This is a genomic window from Neptunomonas sp., assembly GCF_016744175.1.
Classification (GTDB): Bacteria; Pseudomonadota; Gammaproteobacteria; order Pseudomonadales; family Balneatricaceae; genus Neptunomonas.
On record NZ_JADGEV010000005.1, the window covers coordinates 1 to 18139 of the forward strand.

Genomic DNA, 18139 nt, shown 5'->3' on the forward strand with positions numbered 1-18139 from the left:
ATTCATTTAGCTCATAGCTTTTAAAAAAACCCGACCTTTGGTCGGGTTTTTTGTTTTTATCTCTTTGTTAAATAAGTATTTAATTCATCATTTAGATTCTGTATAGGCTCACTCGTAATCTCAATTGGTATGTTGGCGGCGTTCCGGTAGTCTGGTTTTAGTCCTCATGACTACAAAATACCCTAACAAAAAAATTAAAAAGGGATACCGAGATGAAAAAAACCGCTTTGCTATTCGCAGGTGCTGCACTTGCGTTGAATATAGCCAGTGCACAGGCTGCTACGTTAAGAATGGCCTATGATGCCGACCCTGTTTCTCTTGATCCATATGAGCAGCTTTCCGGCGGTACATTGCAGTTATCTCATATGACCTATGACCCATTAGTTCGTTGGGATAGGAACTTAGGATTTGAGCCACGTTTGGCTGAAAAGTGGGAGCGTATTGACGATAACACGATGCGTTTTCATTTGCGTAAAGGTGTGAAATTCCACAGCGGTAATGAGCTTTCTACAAAAGATGTCGCTTTTACCTTTAAGCGTTTACAGGAGTCGCCAGACTTTAAAGGTGTATTTGCTCCGTTTAAGGCACTTAATGTCATTGATGATCATACTTTCGATCTAGTCACTGCTGAGCCATTTCCTCTGATTCTTAATAACATGACTTACCTTTTCCCTATGGATAGTGCATTTTTCTCAGGGGAAGATGCGAATGGTAAGCCAAAGGATTTGCTAGTAAAGCATGGTGACTCTTTTGCATCACGCACCATTTCTGGTACGGGCCCATATACTGTTTCTTATCGTGAGCAGGGTGTTAAAGTTGAGTTTACTCGTAATGCAGGTTACTGGGATAAAAACTCTCCGGGTAACGTTGATAAGATTGTTTTCACACCGATCAAAGAAGCGCCTACTCGTGTAGCGGCCCTACTTGCCGGCGATGTGGACTTTATTGCTCCGGTCCCACCGACAGATCACAAGCGCATTAAAAGCAGTGATAATGTTGAATTGGTAACGATGGGTGGCACGCGAATCATTACATTCCAGATGAACCAGGAACGTAATGAGGTTTTTAAGGATAAACGAGTACGCCAAGCGATTAACTATGCGATAAACCAAGAAGGTATCGTTAAGAAAATCATGAAAGGTTTTGCTACTCCTGGTGCACAGTTCTCTCCAAAAGGATATTTAGGTCATAACCCGGCACTAACGCCACGCTATGATTTGAAGAAAGCCAAAGAACTAATGAAAGAAGCCGGATACAGCCAAGGTTTCACAGTCACAATGATGGCACCGAATAACCGTTATGTGAACGACGAAAAAATCGCTCAGGCAGTGGTTTCTATGTTGGCAAAAATCAAAATAAAAGTTGATTTGAAAACTATGCCAAAAGCTCAATATTGGCCAGCATTTGATGAACGTGCGGCTGATATGATGATGATTGGTTGGCATTCAGATACAGAAGATACTAACAACTTCTTTGAGTTTTTATCAGCATGTGCCAATAAAGACACCGGTGCTGGCCAATACAACAGTGGTAACTACTGTAACCCTGCTGTTGATGCCATGATGTCTGAATCTAATACAATTACTGATCCAGAAAAGCGTGCAAGTATTATGCAAGCAATGGAAAAAGCAGTGTATGACGATGCTGCATTTGTCCCGCTTCATTGGCAGAACCTAAGCTGGGGTGCGCGTAAAGGTGTTGAAATTGCACCGATTGTTAACGGTATGAACTTTCCATATATCGGTGACCTTATTATCAAAGAGTAACCCTCTTTGAATTAAGCCTCGCGTTTTGTAATGCCTGGATACGTCATTATGTATTCAGGTATTACACATAGCCTTTGGGGAGCAGCGCTCCCCACCTAGAATAAAAAGCAGATAACCCCTGGCTTTGTGAACTACATCGCCAAACCCTAAGGCTGATAATCATGATTGCGTTTTTTGTAAAACGATTTTTTCAAGCGGTTGTTGTGATGTTTGTCATCAGCCTTATTAGTTTCTCTATTCAGGATAACTTAGGTGATCCTTTAAGAGAGCTGGTAGGGCAAGCAGTATCAGAGGAGGAGCGTCAGGCATTGCGTGAAGAGATGGGGTTAAATGATCCGTTTCTTGTGCAATATGTGCGTTTTGCCAAAAAAGCAGTGCAGGGTGACCTTGGTAATTCCTACTTTTTCAAAAAACCTGCTTTTGAAGTGATTATGAAAAAATTGCCAGCAACATTGGAGCTGGTGTTCGGCGCAACCATTATTATCGTCCTTTTCTCGGTACCTATCGGTGTTTACTCGGCGATTAATCCTCAGAGTTGGTTCTCAAAAACGGTGATGGGGTTAAGTATTGTCGGTATATCTATACCGGTATTTTTAACGGCCATAGGGCTTATTTATTTGTTTGCTATCGAGTTGGGTTGGTTGCCCTCCTATGGGCGCGGTGACACGACGAATGTCATGGGCTTTTGGGAAACAGGCTTGCTATCGGCAGATGGGTTAAAACACCTGATACTCCCAAGCTTTACATTGGCATCCATTATGTTGCCGCTATTTATCCGTTTGATTCGCGCTGAAATGATGGAAGTCCTGCAATCTGAGTATGTGAAATTTGCATGGGCAAAAGGTATATCTCCTCGACGTATTTATTTTTTACATGCACTTAAAAATACTATGTTACCAGTGATTACTGTGGGTGGTGTGCAGATAGGCACAATGGTGGCTTACACCATTTTGACCGAAACCGTATTCCAATGGCCAGGTATGGGTTTTCTGTTTCTTGAAGCGGTGAACCGGGTCGATACACCACTGATTGTGGCTTATTTGATCGTGGTGGGTGCAATATTTGTTGTTACCAATACCTTAGTTGATCTGATCTATGGGCTAGTTAATCCTACAGTAAATCTGGCAGGTAAAAAATAATGGCTGAATCTACTCAAAATATGGAACAGCATCCTACGGCTTTACAGCGCTTTAAAGCATCGCATTTTTGGCATAGCTTTAAAATTGATCGGGTTGCACAATTTAGTTTTTTGATTTTTTTGACGTACGCAATACTGGCTATTTCAGCATCGTTTATCGCACCGTTTGATCCGTATGATGCCTCTCAAATCGATATTATGAACTCTGAAATCCCGCCTAGTTGGCAGGAGGAGGGAGAAGAAGATTTCATTTTGGGAACCGACGCGCAAGGGCGCGATATGCTTTCGACGATTCTTTATGGAACACGCGTATCCTTGATGATCGGACTTTGTGCAGTGGCATTGCAGGCACTGTTGGGTATCGTTATTGGGTTGACCGCAGGTTATATCGGAGGGCGAGTTGATAGCTTTCTGATGCGTATAGCGGATATTCAATTATCATTCTCTACATTAATGGTCGCTATTATTGTATTAGCAGTGTTTCAAGCAACCTTTGGAACTGAGTTGTACCAACAACTAGCTATGATTATGTTGATCCTGGTGATAGGTATTGCTGAGTGGCCGCAGTATGCGCGTACGATTCGTGCCTCTGTGCTGGCTGAGAAAAAGAAAGAATATGTTGATGCTGCCAGAGTCATGGGGTTTGGGCGACTGAGAATTATGTTCCGTCATATTTTACCAAACACGTTATCGCCTATTCTTGTTATCTCCACAGTACAGATTGCGAATGCAATTATATCCGAAGCGTCCCTGTCCTTTTTGGGGCTGGGTATGCCGGTTTCACAGCCATCGCTTGGGTCACTTATCTCGAGTGGGTTCGAGTATATTTTTTCTGGTGCATGGTGGATTACGGTTATTCCTGGTGTTGTTCTTATCGTACTGGTGCTAGTCATGAATTTACTCGGTGACTGGATGCGCGATGTTCTTAACCCAAAACTGTATAAGGGGTAACGCATGCCTTTGTTAGAAGTTAACAACTTAGAAGTGTGTTTTGGCCTTCGCAGTGGCGCAGTCAAAGCATTAAGAAATGTCAGCTTTACGCTGGAACGCGGTGAGCGTCTTGGCATAGTGGGTGAATCCGGAGCAGGTAAGTCGGTATTGGGGTTTTCAATTATTAACCTATTATCGCGCCCAGGTCGGATTTCATCAGGAAACGTTCATTTTGAAGGGTATGATCTAGCTCACTTAGCGCCTGAAGAGTTGAGGTCGATTCGGGGCAATCGTATATCGATGATTTTCCAAGACCCGATGATGACTTTAAACCCTGTGTTGACTATTGGTACGCAGATGGTGGAGTGTTTATTAGCGCATCGTAAAATTTCTGTAGTTGATGCTAAACGCATCGCGTTAAAAAAATTGCAACAAGTACAGATACCTTCACCGGAAAAACGTTTAGATCAATATCCGCATGAGCTATCTGGCGGTATGCGCCAACGTATTGTTATTGCAATCGGTTTGTTACTTGACCCAGATATTATTATTGCGGATGAACCTACAACTGCACTGGATGTAACGATTCAAGCTGAGATAATGGATCTGATGCTCAACCTTTGTGAGCAAAATAATGTTGCACTGATTCTGATTACTCATGATTTAGGTGTTGTTTCACAGGTAACGCAGCGCATGTTGGTTATGTATGCAGGGCGTATTATTGAACAAGGTCCGACTAAAGAAGTCATTAACGATGCACAGCACCCTTATACTCAAGGGTTAATGAATGCTTTGCCTCAGATGGCAATTCCGGGTCAGAAACTCAATCAAATTAAAGGGACTATGCCGCCTTTACAGCGTATACCTAAGGGGTGTTCGTTTAATCCACGTTGTGAATATGTCATGGATATATGCGAACAGAAACTGCCGTCTTTCACTGAGTCGGGTAACTGTCAGGTTGCTTGTCATATGGTGGCTGAATCAAAGCAAGATGAATTGCTGGGTAATGAGGTATGAAGATGGCAGAACAAAATGATTCGCTCGTACAGGTACGAGATCTGTATAAACGCTTTTCTATCTCTGGTGACTTTCTTGATCAGTTGCAATTTAAAGGCGGTAAAATCACTCGACATCAAGAGTATGTGCATGCCATTAATGGTGTGTCTTTGGATGTTATGCCGGGTGAAGCGCTATGTGTGGTAGGTGAATCTGGTTGTGGTAAATCAACCGTTGCTAGAACGGTAATGGGGCTGTTAACGCCAACCGCTGGGCAGATCTCTTATCGCGGTGAGCGCATTGATAATTTAAGCGATAAGCAGATGTTGCCTTATCGTAAAAAAATGCAGATGATTTTTCAGAATCCTTATGCATCTTTGAATCCTCGTATGACCATTATGGAAACGTTGCAAGAGCCCATTCGTTTTCATAATCCATCGATGACGTTAACTGAGGTTAAAGACAAAATTGCAGAAGTGATGTTGTCGGTCGGAGTCGACCCTAGTTGGGGTGAACGATATTCACATGAGTTTTCTGGAGGGCAGAGGCAGCGCATCAGTATTGCACGTGCGTTAGCCGTCGATCCCGAGTTTATTGTTGCAGATGAGCCTATTTCAGCTCTGGATGTTTCAATTCAGGCGCAAGTCCTTAACCTGATGATGGACGCGCAAGAGCAACGAAATTTAACGTATCTGTTTATTACACATGATCTATCCGTTGTAGAGCATTTTGGTACACGTGTAGCTGTTATGTACTTGGGTACCTTGTGTGAACTTGCACCAACTAAACAGCTGTTTTCGAGCCCTCGTCATCCTTATACACAGGCGCTGATGTCCGCTATTCCTCGTTTAGAAGATGATAGACCTGACTACATCAAGCTGAGCGGTGAAGTACCAACGCCCGTTAACCTACCTTCTGGTTGCGTGTTTCATGGCCGTTGCCCTCATGCTAACGAGCGCTGTAAGCAAGAGATTCCTGTGCTAACTCTTCTCGACGATGGTACTCAGGTTGCCTGTCACGGTGTTGAAGAGAATCGCCTGTAGCTTAAAGTTTATAGCTTAGGTCTATATAGTTTAGGCCTATCGTTTAGACATAGTTACTTCTCAATTTACGTAGCTCTTTTTATATGGGTATTAGCATGCTTAAAATCAGTAGTCAGTTTGATGCGGGCAACATTGAGGTTGTTGAATCTTCTTCGGTACAAAATATTCAACTAAAGATTCGTAAAGACCAAAGCTCAGACTTTTTTCAATGGTTTTATTTTCGTGTTCAAGGTGCTGCCTGTGACGCGCTGAGTATGCGCTTTCTGAATGCTGAGGATGCTGCTTATCCAGATGGTTGGGAAGACTATAAAGCAGTCGCTTCTTATGATCGGCAAGAGTGGTTTCGGGTGCCGACACGTTATAATAATGGTGAACTTATTATTGAGCATACACCTGAACAGAGCAGTATTTATTATGCTTATTTTGCGCCGTACAGCTTTGAACAGCATCTGGATTTAGTCGCAGCTGTTCAGCAATCTGAGCTATGTGAAGTTCAAGATATCGGTAGTACAGTAGATGGTAGGGATATTAACTTGCTGCGTATTGCTACTGATGATATCCCAGTAGCAAGTCAGATTAATGTCTGGGTAACGGCGCGTCAGCATCCTGGAGAAACCATGGCAGAATGGTTTATTGAAGGGATGCTAGAGAGACTTCTTGATGAAGAAGATCCGTTGGCAAGCTCGCTTTTGGAATCCTGCGTGTTTTGGGTTGTCCCCAATATGAACCCTGATGGCTCGGTCCGTGGGCACCTTCGTACCAATGCTGTTGGCACTAACCTTAATCGAGAATGGCAGACACCGACATTAGATAAAAGCCCTGAAGTGTTATATGTCAGAGATCAGATGATGGCGAATGGTGTAGATCTGTTCCTTGATATCCATGGTGATGAAGCGTTACCGTGTAACTTCATTGCCGGGCAGGCAGGTGCACCAGATGTAACAGATAAGGTATTGGCTGAAGAAGAGCAGTTCAAAGAAGACTTACGTCGTGTTAATCCTGACTTTCAGCTAGAAAGAGGGTATGAACCAGGTAAGTTTGGACCAGAAACGTTGACCGTAGGTTCGTTTTGGGTAGGAGACCATTTTAAGTGTCCCGCCATGACCCTAGAGATGCCGTTTAAAGATCATGATGAGCGTCCTGATCCTGTTTATGGTTGGTCTCCAGAGCGCTCACGAAAACTTGGGGCATCTATACTGAATCCAATTAAAGATTGGTTGTTGGCTCGCTAATTATTTCAGTTGTAGAGGCTTATATGGGATTTATAGCGTGCGGAGTACATAGCGTATGGAGTTAAGGTGGCTGGATGACTTTATCGCCTTGGCTCGCACTCGTCATTTCTCTCGGGCAGCGGAAGAACGCAATGTCACTCAGCCTACGTTGAGTCGCCGTATAAAGTTGCTTGAAGATGAGATGGGGGTGACGCTGATCGACCGAAATACTCTGCCGTTGAGTCTCACGCCTGCCGGTGAGGTTTTTCTTTCGGGGGCAGAGAATATGTCGCGCATAGCGCGTGATACGAAATCTCAATGTCGTGAAATTCGTAAACAAGTCGAAAGTCGTTTGCGTTTTGCCACCACGCAAACACTCTACCTACTGTTTTATAGGAACTGGCTGATGCCAGCTTCTGAGCGACATAGTATTCCCATTGATCTAAATCTTAACTCAACATCGTGGGCTGCTAGTGATTTTGTTGCGGCGTTAACACAAGGCCAGTGCGATTTGGTGTTGTGCTACTGGCACCCCTTGATAAATTTTATTCAAGAGTTAGAAGGCCCAGAGTTTGAATACTTAGTGGTATGCGAAGAAGAATTAGTTCCAGTGACCGCGTTAGATGACGATAACCAACCGCTCTTTCAGTTGCCGGGGAATTCGCGTAATCCTCTTCCCTATATTAGTTATCACGCGAGTTCATTCTTAAGGCCGTTAGTGGATCACTCTTTGCAGAAAGTCGAGACGCCTCCTCACCTCGTTACTATCAATGAGAATATGCACTCAGTGAGCGTAAAAGCGATGATTAAAGAAGGGTTTGGCGTGGGCTGGTTACCAAAGCGCTTAGTGAGCGAGAGCCTTACCTATAATAGCCTCTCACTGGCGGGTGAAGAGCAGTGGAATATACCCCTACAAATTCGTTTATATCGCCTGAAAGATAGCCACCGTGCAACTTTAGAACCTTTTTGGGAAAAAATGCGCAAAGAACTACAAACTGACGGACTTATAGAGATGCAGGCTTAATTATGGAAGCACTATTTAGAGACCACTTAGCCACCCTTCAGCAGCGTTGCATTGCTTTATTTGAGCGAGAGCAACTTGATGCGATGCTCATTCATTCTGGAAGTACTAAGAACTACTTTCTTGATGATTATGCGCCAGCATTTAAGCCGAATCCGCATTTTGTACAATGGATGCCATTTCTTACAGAGCATCCAGAATGTTTTTTGCTTATAAAACCAGGTGATAAACCGAGTTTATATATCTATTCACCTGATGATTTTTGGCATATGACAACGACAGAGCCCGCCGAGTTCTGGAGTGAGCTTTACGATGTGCATTTATTTACAGATAAAGAGGCTCAACTTAAGCGGCTAAGTGTTAGCGGCGATGTTGCATTGATCTCTGAGAATATTATTGAGCTTTTACAGTTAAAAGTGAAGCATAACCCTGAGGCATTGATGCATGCATTACACTACCAGCGTGCAGAAAAAACGGCGTGGGAGCAACGTTGCATTCGTGAGGCTAATCGTATTGCGATTAAAGGCCATCGTTTCACTCGTCGAGGCTTTTATGAGGGATTGAGTGAGTATGAATTGCATCAAGGTTACTTGAGCGCCACGACTCATCTTGAGCGTGAGTTGCCATACAGTAATATTGTTGGCCTTAATGAGCATGCTGCTGTACTACATTATCAGCATAAGGATCGCATAGCGCCTCAGTACCACCATACTTTATTAGTTGATGCCGGTGCTGTATGTCATGGTTATGTCGCGGATATTACACGTACAGTCAGTCAGGGGAATCAGGATTTTCAGGCTCTGTTGGCGGCGATGGATGAAGCGCAATTAGCGTTGGTTGAAATGATTAAGCCAGGTTTGTCATTTATTGCGCTTCACGAAAATATGCATCAAAAATTGTTTTCTATATTGTCTAATGCAGGAATCATTAAGCGTGAAGCGGTGCTCAGTCCTCTAGAGAGGTTATCGATAACGCGTACTTTTTATCCACATGGCTTAGGGCATTTATTGGGTATACAGGTACATGATATTGGTGGGTGGCAGCAAGATAGCAAAGGCTTAGTAGAAGCACCACCGGAGCAGCATCCATTCCTACGTTTAACACGCACCTTGACAGAAAATATGGTTGTTACCGTTGAGCCCGGTTTATATTTTATTCCGTTATTACTGGATCGTTTAAAATCAACGTCGCTTGCGAGTCATATAAACTGGGCATTAGTAAACGAGCTTACCCCGTGGGGTGGTATTCGTATTGAAGATAACGTGTGCGTAACACCCACAGGCGTTGAAAATTATACGCGTGATGCCTTTAATGGTCTGAATTAGTGGACTATCTACAGAGCAGGACTTTTGTTGCTTGTTTAAAGCTGGTAATTTGTGAACAGTGTTTTTAAATAAGGCAAAAAGTCCTGATGAGTCATGATAATAACGATCTACAGGTACCCGATTTAGGGCCTGCCGACCGTAGTCCTGCACCACTAAAAGTTGACCAATCTGAAAAGAAAACTCATACAGAGTTGTCTGCTACTGAAAGTAATGATGGTGGCTGGACGACGACATTGATTTTAGTGTTATTGACTACCGCTTGCAGTGGTTTGGGGTATGTCGGGTTTGGTATGCAGCAAACAATTGTTCAGCAGCAACAGTCGTTGAACAGTGCGTCTGAACGTCTTAATGAGTTGGAAAAATTGCTCAATGTTGCTAATGATAGTGCCGTACAGACGGGGCAAACATTGGAGCAACAATTAGGTGCAGTAAATCAAGATGCAGCTGCAAAATACACACACTACGACTCTGAAATCGCTAAGTTATGGGATGTTGCCAATAAGCGGAATAAAGCAGGCATTGAGTCGTTAACAGTGAGTCTTAAAAGTTTGTCCGCTCGTGTCGATAAATCAGAAAGTGCGGGTAATGAGCTGATTACACATCAGCAGGCACAAGCAAAACAATTCACGAGTCTTGCTAAAGACGTTGCTCAAATTAGTTTATTAACCTCTAAAGTGGATGCTGTTGATGAGCAGCTGAGCGCGCTGATGAAAGTGAATAGTCAACTTTCAAAAGATCAATCCGCAATAAGCAAAAAACAAGCGCAGTTCAAAACTAGCAATGCTCAAAATATTGCAGTATCAAAGAAAAATATTACATCGTTAAAGCAGACCTTGGCCACGTTACAGACACAAATTGCTGTTGTTGAGGAGGCTTTAAGTGAAGAGCAATCAAACCAGCTATCTTCTATTAAAAAGCTAACCCGTCGGATAAGTGATGTAGAAAAAAGGCCACGTAGCTCGGGTAGCAATGTTGAATCTAGGGTACGAGTGAATGAGCAGGCGATCAGTGCGATAGATGGTACGCGCCGTCAAATAAATAGAGATATGATGTCGCTTCAACGAAAAGTAAATGCGTTGAGTGTTCGTATGAATAAGCTATAAATTTTCATACGCTTTTATAAATACTTTGTTATTAGGAAATGCGCAATGTTAAAAGTGTATGGTAGTACTCTATCTCGTGCGGGCATGGTTATGGTTGCACTCGAAACGCTCGGGTTAGAATATGAACTGGTTAATATAGGCACACGTAGTGATGCTTCTCAGGCGCCTGAATATCGACAGATAAACCCAACGGGCAAGGTGCCTACTTTACAAGACGGAGATTTTTTCCTGTTTGAAACGCAGGCTATTTTGTATTACTTGGTAAGAAAATATGGCAAAGGGCGTCTATGGGCGAACACGCCAGAAGCCGAAGCGGATATTTTACGGTGGTCCTTGTTTACGAGCAATCAACTGGAGTCTGCCGCACTTGATATGTTGCTGCAGTTTAAAGGTGTTCTTAATGATCAGGATGCATGTGATAAAGCGAGGGCAACTTTGCAGCGTTTTTTGCCTGTTTTAGAGGCTCAACTAGAAGGAAAAGAGTACCTAGTGGGGGATAAAACGATTGCTGATATCCATGGCGCTATGGTTTTAAGTTGGCCAAAACTTGCTGGTTTTGATTACACGTCTTACCCCAATGTTACTGCTTGGGTGCGTAGAATTTTATCATCTCCTGAGAATAAAAAAGTAGCTGCTTTAGCGCGACCTTGAGCAAGAAAACGAGTGGGTGCTTTATAGTGACGGCTCCCAATGAGAGTTTTAGAGAGAATATCTAAAGAATAACGCTAAAGAAGAGTGTAAAAAATTTGCGCAATTTAGAGCGGCAAGGCAAAATACTCGATCTTGAAATAGCAAAGGTTGTAAACACGAACCCATGAGGATTCGAACGTTTTTTGCCCTACGGTTGCATGACTCCGTCGTAAGGCAGTTGGCTGATCATGCCGACAGTTTGTGTGAATATGATCGCAAACTTGAAGTAGATTGGGTTGATTCAGACCAATATCATTTAACCCTTTGTTTTCTTGGTGATACGGCCCTAGACCAAGTTGATTTGTTAGAAGAACTAACAAAGCAACAGTTGAAGGATGAGTTGTCATTTCAGGTTTGCTTGGAAAAAGTTAACTATTACGAAATAAGTAAGGAGCTTTCATTAATAGCGGCACTGCCTTCAGAGAACAAAGCATTACGTTCTTTACAAAAATGTGTGGCTAAAATTGTGAAAGCGGCTGGCATAAAGTGTGACTTGGCTGATTTTAAACCGCATATCACATTAGGAAAGCTGCCTAACCAAAATGAGCTTAAGCACCCTACACAGTGGCCAGATTTAAACTTATATAGCTTGGCTGACTCAGTGGTTTTACTGCAAAGTAAGCCTGGTGAGCACGGTTCTGTTTATACACCGTTGTTTGAAATCGACCTGCAAGATCTTGCCTGATTTTTATGTAAATAAAATGTTAGGCAAGGAGATCAATAACCCTCAAGCATGAAACGAGTAAGTATTAAGTATGCGAAGCCCAGAATTATTGTCTCCTGCGGGAACATTAAAAAACATGAAATATGCATTTGCCTATGGGGCAGATGCTGTTTATGCCGGACAGCCTCGATATAGTCTGCGGGTACGCAATAATGACTTTACTATGGCGAATCTTGCTGAGGGTATTGATTACGCTCACCAGTTGAACAAAAAGTTTTTTTTGGCCAGTAACATATTGCCTCATAACAGCAAGCTAACTACTTATATCGATGATCTTCGTCCAGTTATTGCTATGGGACCCGATGCCATTATTATGTCGGACCCAGGTTTAATCATGCTGGTGAAAGAAAACTTTCCAGACATCCCGATTCACTTGTCAGTACAAGCGAACACGATGAACTGGGCTGCCGTTAAATTTTGGCACCAGGCAGGTATTGAACGAGTAATACTGTCGCGTGAGTTATCGTTAGACGAAATTGCTGAAATTCGTCAGCGTTGTCCTGAAATGGAAATCGAAGTTTTCGTACATGGCGCGTTGTGTATCGCTTATTCTGGCCGTTGTTTGCTTTCTGGCTATATTAATAAGCGCGATCCTAATCAGGGCACTTGCACCAATACATGCCGTTGGAAGTACGATGCTCATGAAGCTAAGCAGGATGATTCGGGTGATATCATCCCCGTGCAGTCTTTTGATCCTGTACAAGAGAAACGCCCGCCAGCTTTAGGTGAAGGCGAGCATACAGATAAAATTTTCTTGCTGCAGGAAGAGACTCGTCCGGGTGAATATATGCCTGCTTTTGAAGATGAGCACGGCACCTACATCATGAACTCAAAAGACCTGCGCGCGATTCAGCATGTGCATAAATTAGCAGAAATGGGTGTAGACTCGCTAAAAATTGAAGGGCGCACTAAGTCGCATTATTATGCAGCGCGCACCGCTCAAACATATCGTAAAGCGATTGACGATGCTGTTGCAGGGCGACCGTTTGATATGGGTTTAATGGATGAGTTGGAAAACTTAGCAAGCCGTGGCTTTACGGAAGGTTTTTATCGTCGTCATGTTCATGATGAATATCAAAACTATGAAACAGGGCACTCTATCGGCGTGCATCAGCAGTTTGTTGGTGAAGTGTCGAACTACGATGCAGAGTCGGGCATGATGACCGTTGAAGTGAAAAATCATTTTAAGCAAGGAGATACGCTTGAGCTGATGACACCTACGGGTAATCGAAAGTTCACCTTGGGTACTATGATCAACAAACGTGGTGAATCTGTGGATGTTGCGCCAGGTTCTGGTCATGTAATGCAGATACCAATGGAATTCGAAGCGGGTATTGATATGAGCTATGCTTTATTGATGCGCGATTTGCCAAATGCACCAGGTGCTGCGTAAACACAAATAATCACTGATCTATTAAAGGTGCTCAAGGGCGCCTTTTTTAACGGCTTATGACTCATATTAGAAAAGACAAATATAAATTCAGTCAGGCATTACGGCCTTTTTCATTTGCCGTAGCATTAATCGCTTGCGGTGCTGGCGTGTCGCTTGCATTGGCTGATGGTGGGCAGAACCTATCCAGTATCTTATTAGTGCTATTGGGTGGGGTTTTGTTACAAGCTGGCGTAAACCTGATTAACGACTATTCGGATATCAGTGACCGCTATCATTTAAGTATTGATCAAGTAGCGGCGATAAAACAAAATTTTCGAGTGGGCTTGTACTGCCTTGGGGTAGCTGCCTTGATTGGCTTATGGTTTGTCTATCAAGTTGGCTTAGATTTCTTATATTTATGCTTAGTTGGCTTGGTAGGCGCTCTGGGCTACACATTGCGGCCTGTTAACTATAAAACTAGAGGGCTGGGTGTCGTCTTGGTGTTTTGGTTGATGGGAGTGCTAATGGTGGTTGGCAGCTATTTAGCGGTTATGGGACAATGGAACTCTTCCATTATTCTCTTAAGTATTCCTATTAGCTTGTTGGTGTCTCTATTACTGTTAAGTAATGAGTTAAGAGATTTTGAGGCCGATAAGCAAGCCAATATACAAACATTAGTTGTGCGTATTGGATACTCAGCAGGCAGCTTAATTTATAAGATGATTATTGTCTGTGTAGCGTTAAGTGTAGTGCTGCTAGCGTGGTGGTTTAATCATGCTTGGTTATTATCTGGGCTACTTGCATTCATTTTCTTACCAAAGCTGCTCTCTTTACTTAAAGCCGATGCTCCAGAGCGAGTGGCATTAACGAAGGGTAGTGGGCGCTTTTTGATGGCCTTTGGGGTACTTTATAATCTCTCATTACTTTTATTAGGCGTAACGGCCTAATAAAAGTAATGTGCCTTTGTGTTTATTCGCTCGTTTGAATCAGCATATGAACGGTTGTTGTAGCAATGGCTTCTAGGTCATCGCGGTTTACATAGATGCCATCGTTAAACAGCCTACAAAGTCCGTGCAATGCGGCCCAGCTAGCCTGTGCGATGCGAAGAGTTGGCTCTTCTTGATTAAATAAATTCTTTTCTTTGAGTTCGTCTATCCACTCTACCCAAATTCTGAAGCTGCTTTTTGATATCACCTTTAATGAATCTGTGGGTGTTCCTGTCTTCCATATTTCACGACCAAACATGAGGTCGTAGGTTTCTGGCTGCTCATTGGCAAAGCGAATATAGGCTAAAACGTATTGCTCAAATAAAGCCGCTGGCGCAAGTGAAGGATATTGGGCAGGAATTTTCTTTACCGCTTGATCTTGCAGTAAAAAACCTTGCTCAGCGATAGCGCATAGTAATTCGTTTTTATCTTTAAAGTGATGATAAGGGGCGGTTCGGGAGACACCGACTTGGTCTGCAAGCTTTCGTATAGAAAGAGTTTCAACGCCACCTTCGCGAATAATCATAGTAGCTGCGTCTAGTAGTGTTTTACGAAGATCGCCGTGGTGGTAAGACTTTTTACTTTTCATCATGGGGCGAAATTTACCAAGCAATCTTGACACTGTCAAAATAGAATATTATCTTGACGGTGTCTAGATTAAAAAATGATAAAGGAATTCTGATGAGCTACCAAACCTTTGATCTGATGGTAAATGATAAAATTGCACACCTGCAGTTGAATCGGCCAGAGGCATATAACTCCATGAGTCGGGAGTTTTGGCGCGAATTTCCAGAAGCAATAAGAAATTTGGATGAAACGGCAGAAGCACGTGTGTTGGTCATTTCATCTAGTGGTAAGCATTTTTGCGCAGGAATGGATCTAGAGGTTTTTACTCAACCAGATCCTGACATGTTTCAAGGAGAAGCAGGGCGACGCGCAGAAGCGATGCGTCGTTTAGTGCAGCAATTACAAGCCTGTTTTTCTGTGTTGGAAGATGTGCGCATGCCAGTACTCACTGCTATCCAAGGTGGTTGCATAGGTGGTGCTTTAGATTTGGTGTGTGCAAGTGATATGCGTTATTGCACCAAAGATGCCTTCTTCACTGTAAAAGAGACGGAGATCGGTATGACGGCCGATTTAGGTACGCTGCAACGTTTGCCGCAGCTCCTTGCGCCAGGTTTAGCACGTGAACTTGCCTATACTGGCCGGAAAATGTTGGCAGCAGAAGCTGTTGCCTCAGGCTTTGTAAATGAAGTGTATGACGATCAAGATCAAATGCTCAGCGGTGTTATGCAAATTGCTGAGCTGATTTCACAAAGGTCGCCGTTAGCGGTAACCGGTTGTAAGCAGATGATTAATTATGCGCGTGATCACAGTACAGCTGATAGTTTGAGTTATATGGCTACGTGGCAGGCCGGTATGTTTCAACCCGCCGACATGATGCAAACGTTTGCGGCAAAAATGTCAGGTAAGCAACCTGATTTTGAAGGGCTACGACCCATAAAAGCTGCCTTCACAGAATAAGAAAACAAAAATAAAATGACAGTATCAACAGAGAGAGCCGACATGAGCCATTCACACTATCCGAATTTACTAGCACCGCTGGACCTAGGGTTTACCATATTAAAGAACCGCGTGTTGATGGGGTCTATGCACTTAGGGCTGGAAGAAGCGCCAAATGGTTTTGAGCGTATGGCTGCATTTTATGCAGAGCGTGCGCGTGGTGGGGTAGCCATGATAGTGACAGGAGGCATCGGCCCTAATTCTGAAGGTGCTGTGCATTCAGCTGCCGCGTTAATGGCGACGCCAGAAGATGTTGCGCATCATCGTATTGTGACGGATGCAGTGCATGCTGAAGATAGCAAAATTTGTATGCAAATCCTGCATACAGGTCGCTATGCCTACAACCCTAAGCTGGTGGCTCCATCGGCTGTACAAGCGCCGATTAATCCGTTCCCGCCGCACCCGCTCACGCAAGATGAGATAGAACAGCAGATTCAGGACTTTGTGAATTGTGCATCGCTAGCCAAAGAGGCTGGATACGATGGTGTCGAAATCATGGGTTCAGAAGGTTACCTGCTCAACCAATTTATCGTTTCGCGTACCAATAAGCGTGATGACGAATGGGGCGGTGAATACGAGCAGCGTATTCGCTTTCCGGTAGAGGTTGTTCGCCGTGTACGTGAGGCGGTAGGGACAGATTTTATCATTATCTACCGCTTATCTATGCTTGATCTGGTTGAGGGTGGAAGCTCGCAAGAAGAAGTTGTTCAGTTGGGCAAAGCGATAGAAAATGCCGGTGTCACTATCATCAACACAGGTGTTGGTTGGCATGAGGCGCGAATCCCGACGATTGCCACTAAGGTGCCGCGCGCAGCGTTTACTTGGGTCACGGCTGAAATACGCAAAGCTTTGTCGGTACCCGTGATTACCTCTAACCGTATTAATACACCCGATGTAGCTGAAGATGTGCTGGCACGCGGTGATGCCGATATAGTCTCGATGGCGCGCCCGTTTTTGGCAGACCCTGAATTTGTACTAAAGTCGGCTGAAAACCGTGCAGATGAAATCAATACCTGTATTGGTTGTAATCAAGCATGTTTAGACCACATTTTTGTGGGTAAGTTAACGAGTTGCTTGGTCAACCCGCGAGCGTGTCACGAAACAGAGTTAGTGATCGAGATGGCCGCTAAGAGCAAGAAGATAGCCGTTGTAGGGGCTGGCCCAGCAGGTTTAGCATTTGCTACCACCGCCGCTAAAAGAGGCCACCAAGTCACATTATTTGATGCCGCGAGTGCAGTGGGCGGGCAGTTTAATATTGCTAAGCGCATCCCGGGTAAAGAAGAGTTTTATGAAACCATCCGCTACTTTGCTAAGCAGATAGAACTGAGCGGTGTTAATTTGCAGCTAAACACACGTGTGACAGCCGAGGTGCTTGATAATAGCGACTTTAATGAAGTCGTTATTGCCACCGGTATTACACCGCGCTTACCCGAGATTGACGGCATCACTCACCCCAAAGTGCTGAATTATCTAGATGTAATGAACAGTACCGACTTGAGTAGCGATGTGGGGCATAAAGTCGCTGTGATTGGTGCTGGTGGTATCGGCTTTGATATCAGTGAAGCCTTGGTGCACCAAGGCGTGTCGACCAGCCAGAATATCCCTGCTTTTATGAAGCAGTGGGGTGTTGATATGAGTATGTCTGCTCGTGGTGGAGTGGAGCAGGTTAAGCAAAACTTTGCACCGGCCGCGCGAGAAGTCACCTTGTTGCAACGTAAAAAGACTAAAGTAGGCGCAGGCCTAGGTAAAACCACCGGTTGGATTCACCGCGCTGATTTGGTGAACAAAGGCGTGAAAATGCTCAACAACTGCGAATATCAAAAAATTGACGATCAAGGCCTCCACATATTAGTGAAAGGTGAACCGCAACTGCTGGCTGTGGATAACGTTATTATCTGTGCAGGCCAAGATCCATGCCGTGAACTGGCAGACCAAATTAAAACCAAAACTGTTCATTTGATTGGTGGAGCTGATGTCGCAGCCGAGCTGGACGCAAAGCGTGCCATTGATCAAGGAACAAGACTAGCGGCTAAAATGTAGAGATTAGTATTAGAAACAAGAAATGCCGCTCCACTAATCTGGAACGGCTTTTTATTGTGAATGATGTCGGAAGGTAAAGGCTGCTGCTAAATTTAACGAGTGTGTTGCAACCATCCGCTAAATATACAGACAAAAGCGGACATTCACTGCTAAGTATTGATCTACAGCAATTCTGTCGTTTGATTTCGTCCATTCTCTTTCGCTTGGTACAGTGCTCTATCGGCTCTATCG

The 18139-nt window shown here is 43.8% G+C and carries 16 protein-coding genes; 15 read left to right on the forward strand and 1 reads right to left on the reverse strand.

The genetic code is table 11. From position 1 onward, the window contains the following. Positions 1–212: 212 nt before the first annotated feature. The 13 genes from QZZ55_RS03100 to QZZ55_RS03160 all read left to right on the forward strand — a co-directional run bounded on the left by QZZ55_RS03100 (position 213) and on the right by QZZ55_RS03160 (position 14266). Entirely contained in the window at positions 213–1766 is a 1554-nt protein-coding gene (locus QZZ55_RS03100; RefSeq protein WP_293265235.1) for an ABC transporter substrate-binding protein, read from the forward strand. A gap of 161 nt (positions 1767–1927) precedes the next feature. Beyond that, complete coding sequence (locus QZZ55_RS03105) at positions 1928–2905, forward strand: ABC transporter permease (RefSeq protein WP_293265237.1); 978 nt, start codon at positions 1928–1930, stop codon at positions 2903–2905. Continuing rightward, the gene (locus tag QZZ55_RS03110) at positions 2905–3855 is read left to right on the forward strand and encodes an ABC transporter permease (RefSeq protein WP_293265239.1); all 951 of its coding nucleotides are present in this window, start codon (positions 2905–2907) and stop codon (positions 3853–3855) included. The genes QZZ55_RS03105 and QZZ55_RS03110 overlap by 1 nt, the downstream gene beginning before the upstream one ends. A 3-nt stretch (positions 3856–3858) precedes the next feature. Continuing rightward, positions 3859–4851 (forward strand): ABC transporter ATP-binding protein, encoded by a 993-nt coding sequence (locus QZZ55_RS03115; RefSeq protein WP_293265241.1) that lies wholly within the window; start codon positions 3859–3861, stop codon positions 4849–4851. 2 nt (positions 4852–4853) lie between these two features. Then, positions 4854–5873: an oligopeptide/dipeptide ABC transporter ATP-binding protein gene (locus QZZ55_RS03120; RefSeq protein WP_293265243.1), complete on the forward strand. Its 1020-nt coding sequence runs from the start codon at positions 4854–4856 to the stop codon at positions 5871–5873. Positions 5874–5968: 95 nt separating this feature from the next. Further along, a complete protein-coding gene (locus QZZ55_RS03125; RefSeq protein ID WP_293265245.1) occupies positions 5969–7105 on the forward strand; it encodes a M14-type cytosolic carboxypeptidase in 1137 nt (378 codons plus the stop codon). Between the two features lie 55 nt (positions 7106–7160). Beyond that, positions 7161–8108: a LysR family transcriptional regulator gene (locus QZZ55_RS03130; RefSeq protein ID WP_293265247.1), complete on the forward strand. Its 948-nt coding sequence runs from the start codon at positions 7161–7163 to the stop codon at positions 8106–8108. 2 nt (positions 8109–8110) lie between these two features. Beyond that, the gene (gene pepQ / locus QZZ55_RS03135; protein WP_293265249.1) at positions 8111–9430 is read left to right on the forward strand and encodes a Xaa-Pro dipeptidase; all 1320 of its coding nucleotides are present in this window, start codon (positions 8111–8113) and stop codon (positions 9428–9430) included. Between the two features lie 86 nt (positions 9431–9516). Then, the gene (locus tag QZZ55_RS03140) at positions 9517–10533 is read left to right on the forward strand and encodes a hypothetical protein (RefSeq protein WP_293265250.1); all 1017 of its coding nucleotides are present in this window, start codon (positions 9517–9519) and stop codon (positions 10531–10533) included. Positions 10534–10578: 45 nt separating this feature from the next. Beyond that, entirely contained in the window at positions 10579–11184 is a 606-nt protein-coding gene (locus QZZ55_RS03145) for a glutathione S-transferase family protein (protein WP_293265251.1), read from the forward strand. Between the two features lie 163 nt (positions 11185–11347). Then, a complete protein-coding gene (gene thpR, locus QZZ55_RS03150; RefSeq protein ID WP_293265252.1) occupies positions 11348–11908 on the forward strand; it encodes an RNA 2',3'-cyclic phosphodiesterase in 561 nt (186 codons plus the stop codon). Between the two features lie 70 nt (positions 11909–11978). Next, positions 11979–13340, forward strand: a complete 1362-nt coding sequence (gene yegQ, locus QZZ55_RS03155; protein ID WP_293265253.1) for a tRNA 5-hydroxyuridine modification protein YegQ — start codon at positions 11979–11981, stop codon at positions 13338–13340. A gap of 56 nt (positions 13341–13396) precedes the next feature. Continuing rightward, the gene (locus tag QZZ55_RS03160; RefSeq protein ID WP_293265254.1) at positions 13397–14266 is read left to right on the forward strand and encodes a prenyltransferase; all 870 of its coding nucleotides are present in this window, start codon (positions 13397–13399) and stop codon (positions 14264–14266) included. 22 nt (positions 14267–14288) lie between these two features. Here QZZ55_RS03160 and QZZ55_RS03165 read toward each other — a convergent pair whose 3' ends face one another. Next, positions 14289–14897: a TetR/AcrR family transcriptional regulator gene (locus QZZ55_RS03165; RefSeq protein ID WP_293265255.1), complete on the reverse strand. Its 609-nt coding sequence runs from the start codon at positions 14895–14897 to the stop codon at positions 14289–14291. An 89-nt stretch (positions 14898–14986) separates the two neighbouring features. Here QZZ55_RS03165 and QZZ55_RS03170 point away from each other — a divergent pair, with 89 nt between their 5' ends. Both QZZ55_RS03170 and QZZ55_RS03175 read left to right on the forward strand, forming a co-directional pair. Next, positions 14987–15829, forward strand: a complete 843-nt coding sequence (locus QZZ55_RS03170) for a crotonase/enoyl-CoA hydratase family protein (RefSeq protein ID WP_293265256.1) — start codon at positions 14987–14989, stop codon at positions 15827–15829. Positions 15830–15871: 42 nt separating this feature from the next. Further along, entirely contained in the window at positions 15872–17908 is a 2037-nt protein-coding gene (locus QZZ55_RS03175; protein WP_293265257.1) for an NADPH-dependent 2,4-dienoyl-CoA reductase, read from the forward strand. Positions 17909–18139: the final 231 nt, after the last annotated feature.

Excerpts from the sequence above, each read along its gene's own strand:
- QZZ55_RS03120 (WP_293265243.1), top strand. The coding sequence starts at position 4,854 with ATGGCAGAACAAAATGATTCGCTCGTACAGGTACGAGATCTGTATAAA.
- QZZ55_RS03160 (WP_293265254.1), top strand. The coding sequence starts at position 13,397 with ATGACTCATATTAGAAAAGACAAATATAAATTCAGTCAGGCATTACGG.
- QZZ55_RS03105 (WP_293265237.1), top strand. The coding sequence starts at position 1,928 with ATGATTGCGTTTTTTGTAAAACGATTTTTTCAAGCGGTTGTTGTGATG.
- QZZ55_RS03175 (WP_293265257.1), top strand. The coding sequence starts at position 15,872 with ATGAGCCATTCACACTATCCGAATTTACTAGCACCGCTGGACCTAGGG.
- QZZ55_RS03165 (WP_293265255.1), bottom strand. The coding sequence starts at position 14,897 with ATGATGAAAAGTAAAAAGTCTTACCACCACGGCGATCTTCGTAAAACA.
- QZZ55_RS03140 (WP_293265250.1), top strand. The coding sequence starts at position 9,517 with ATGAGTCATGATAATAACGATCTACAGGTACCCGATTTAGGGCCTGCC.
- QZZ55_RS03130 (WP_293265247.1), top strand. The coding sequence starts at position 7,161 with ATGGAGTTAAGGTGGCTGGATGACTTTATCGCCTTGGCTCGCACTCGT.
- QZZ55_RS03170 (WP_293265256.1), top strand. The coding sequence starts at position 14,987 with ATGAGCTACCAAACCTTTGATCTGATGGTAAATGATAAAATTGCACAC.
- QZZ55_RS03115 (WP_293265241.1), top strand. The coding sequence starts at position 3,859 with ATGCCTTTGTTAGAAGTTAACAACTTAGAAGTGTGTTTTGGCCTTCGC.
- yegQ (WP_293265253.1), top strand. The coding sequence starts at position 11,979 with ATGCGAAGCCCAGAATTATTGTCTCCTGCGGGAACATTAAAAAACATG.
- QZZ55_RS03110 (WP_293265239.1), top strand. The coding sequence starts at position 2,905 with ATGGCTGAATCTACTCAAAATATGGAACAGCATCCTACGGCTTTACAG.
- pepQ (WP_293265249.1), top strand. The coding sequence starts at position 8,111 with ATGGAAGCACTATTTAGAGACCACTTAGCCACCCTTCAGCAGCGTTGC.
- QZZ55_RS03145 (WP_293265251.1), top strand. The coding sequence starts at position 10,579 with ATGTTAAAAGTGTATGGTAGTACTCTATCTCGTGCGGGCATGGTTATG.
- QZZ55_RS03100 (WP_293265235.1), top strand. The coding sequence starts at position 213 with ATGAAAAAAACCGCTTTGCTATTCGCAGGTGCTGCACTTGCGTTGAAT.
- thpR (WP_293265252.1), top strand. The coding sequence starts at position 11,348 with ATGAGGATTCGAACGTTTTTTGCCCTACGGTTGCATGACTCCGTCGTA.
- QZZ55_RS03125 (WP_293265245.1), top strand. The coding sequence starts at position 5,969 with ATGCTTAAAATCAGTAGTCAGTTTGATGCGGGCAACATTGAGGTTGTT.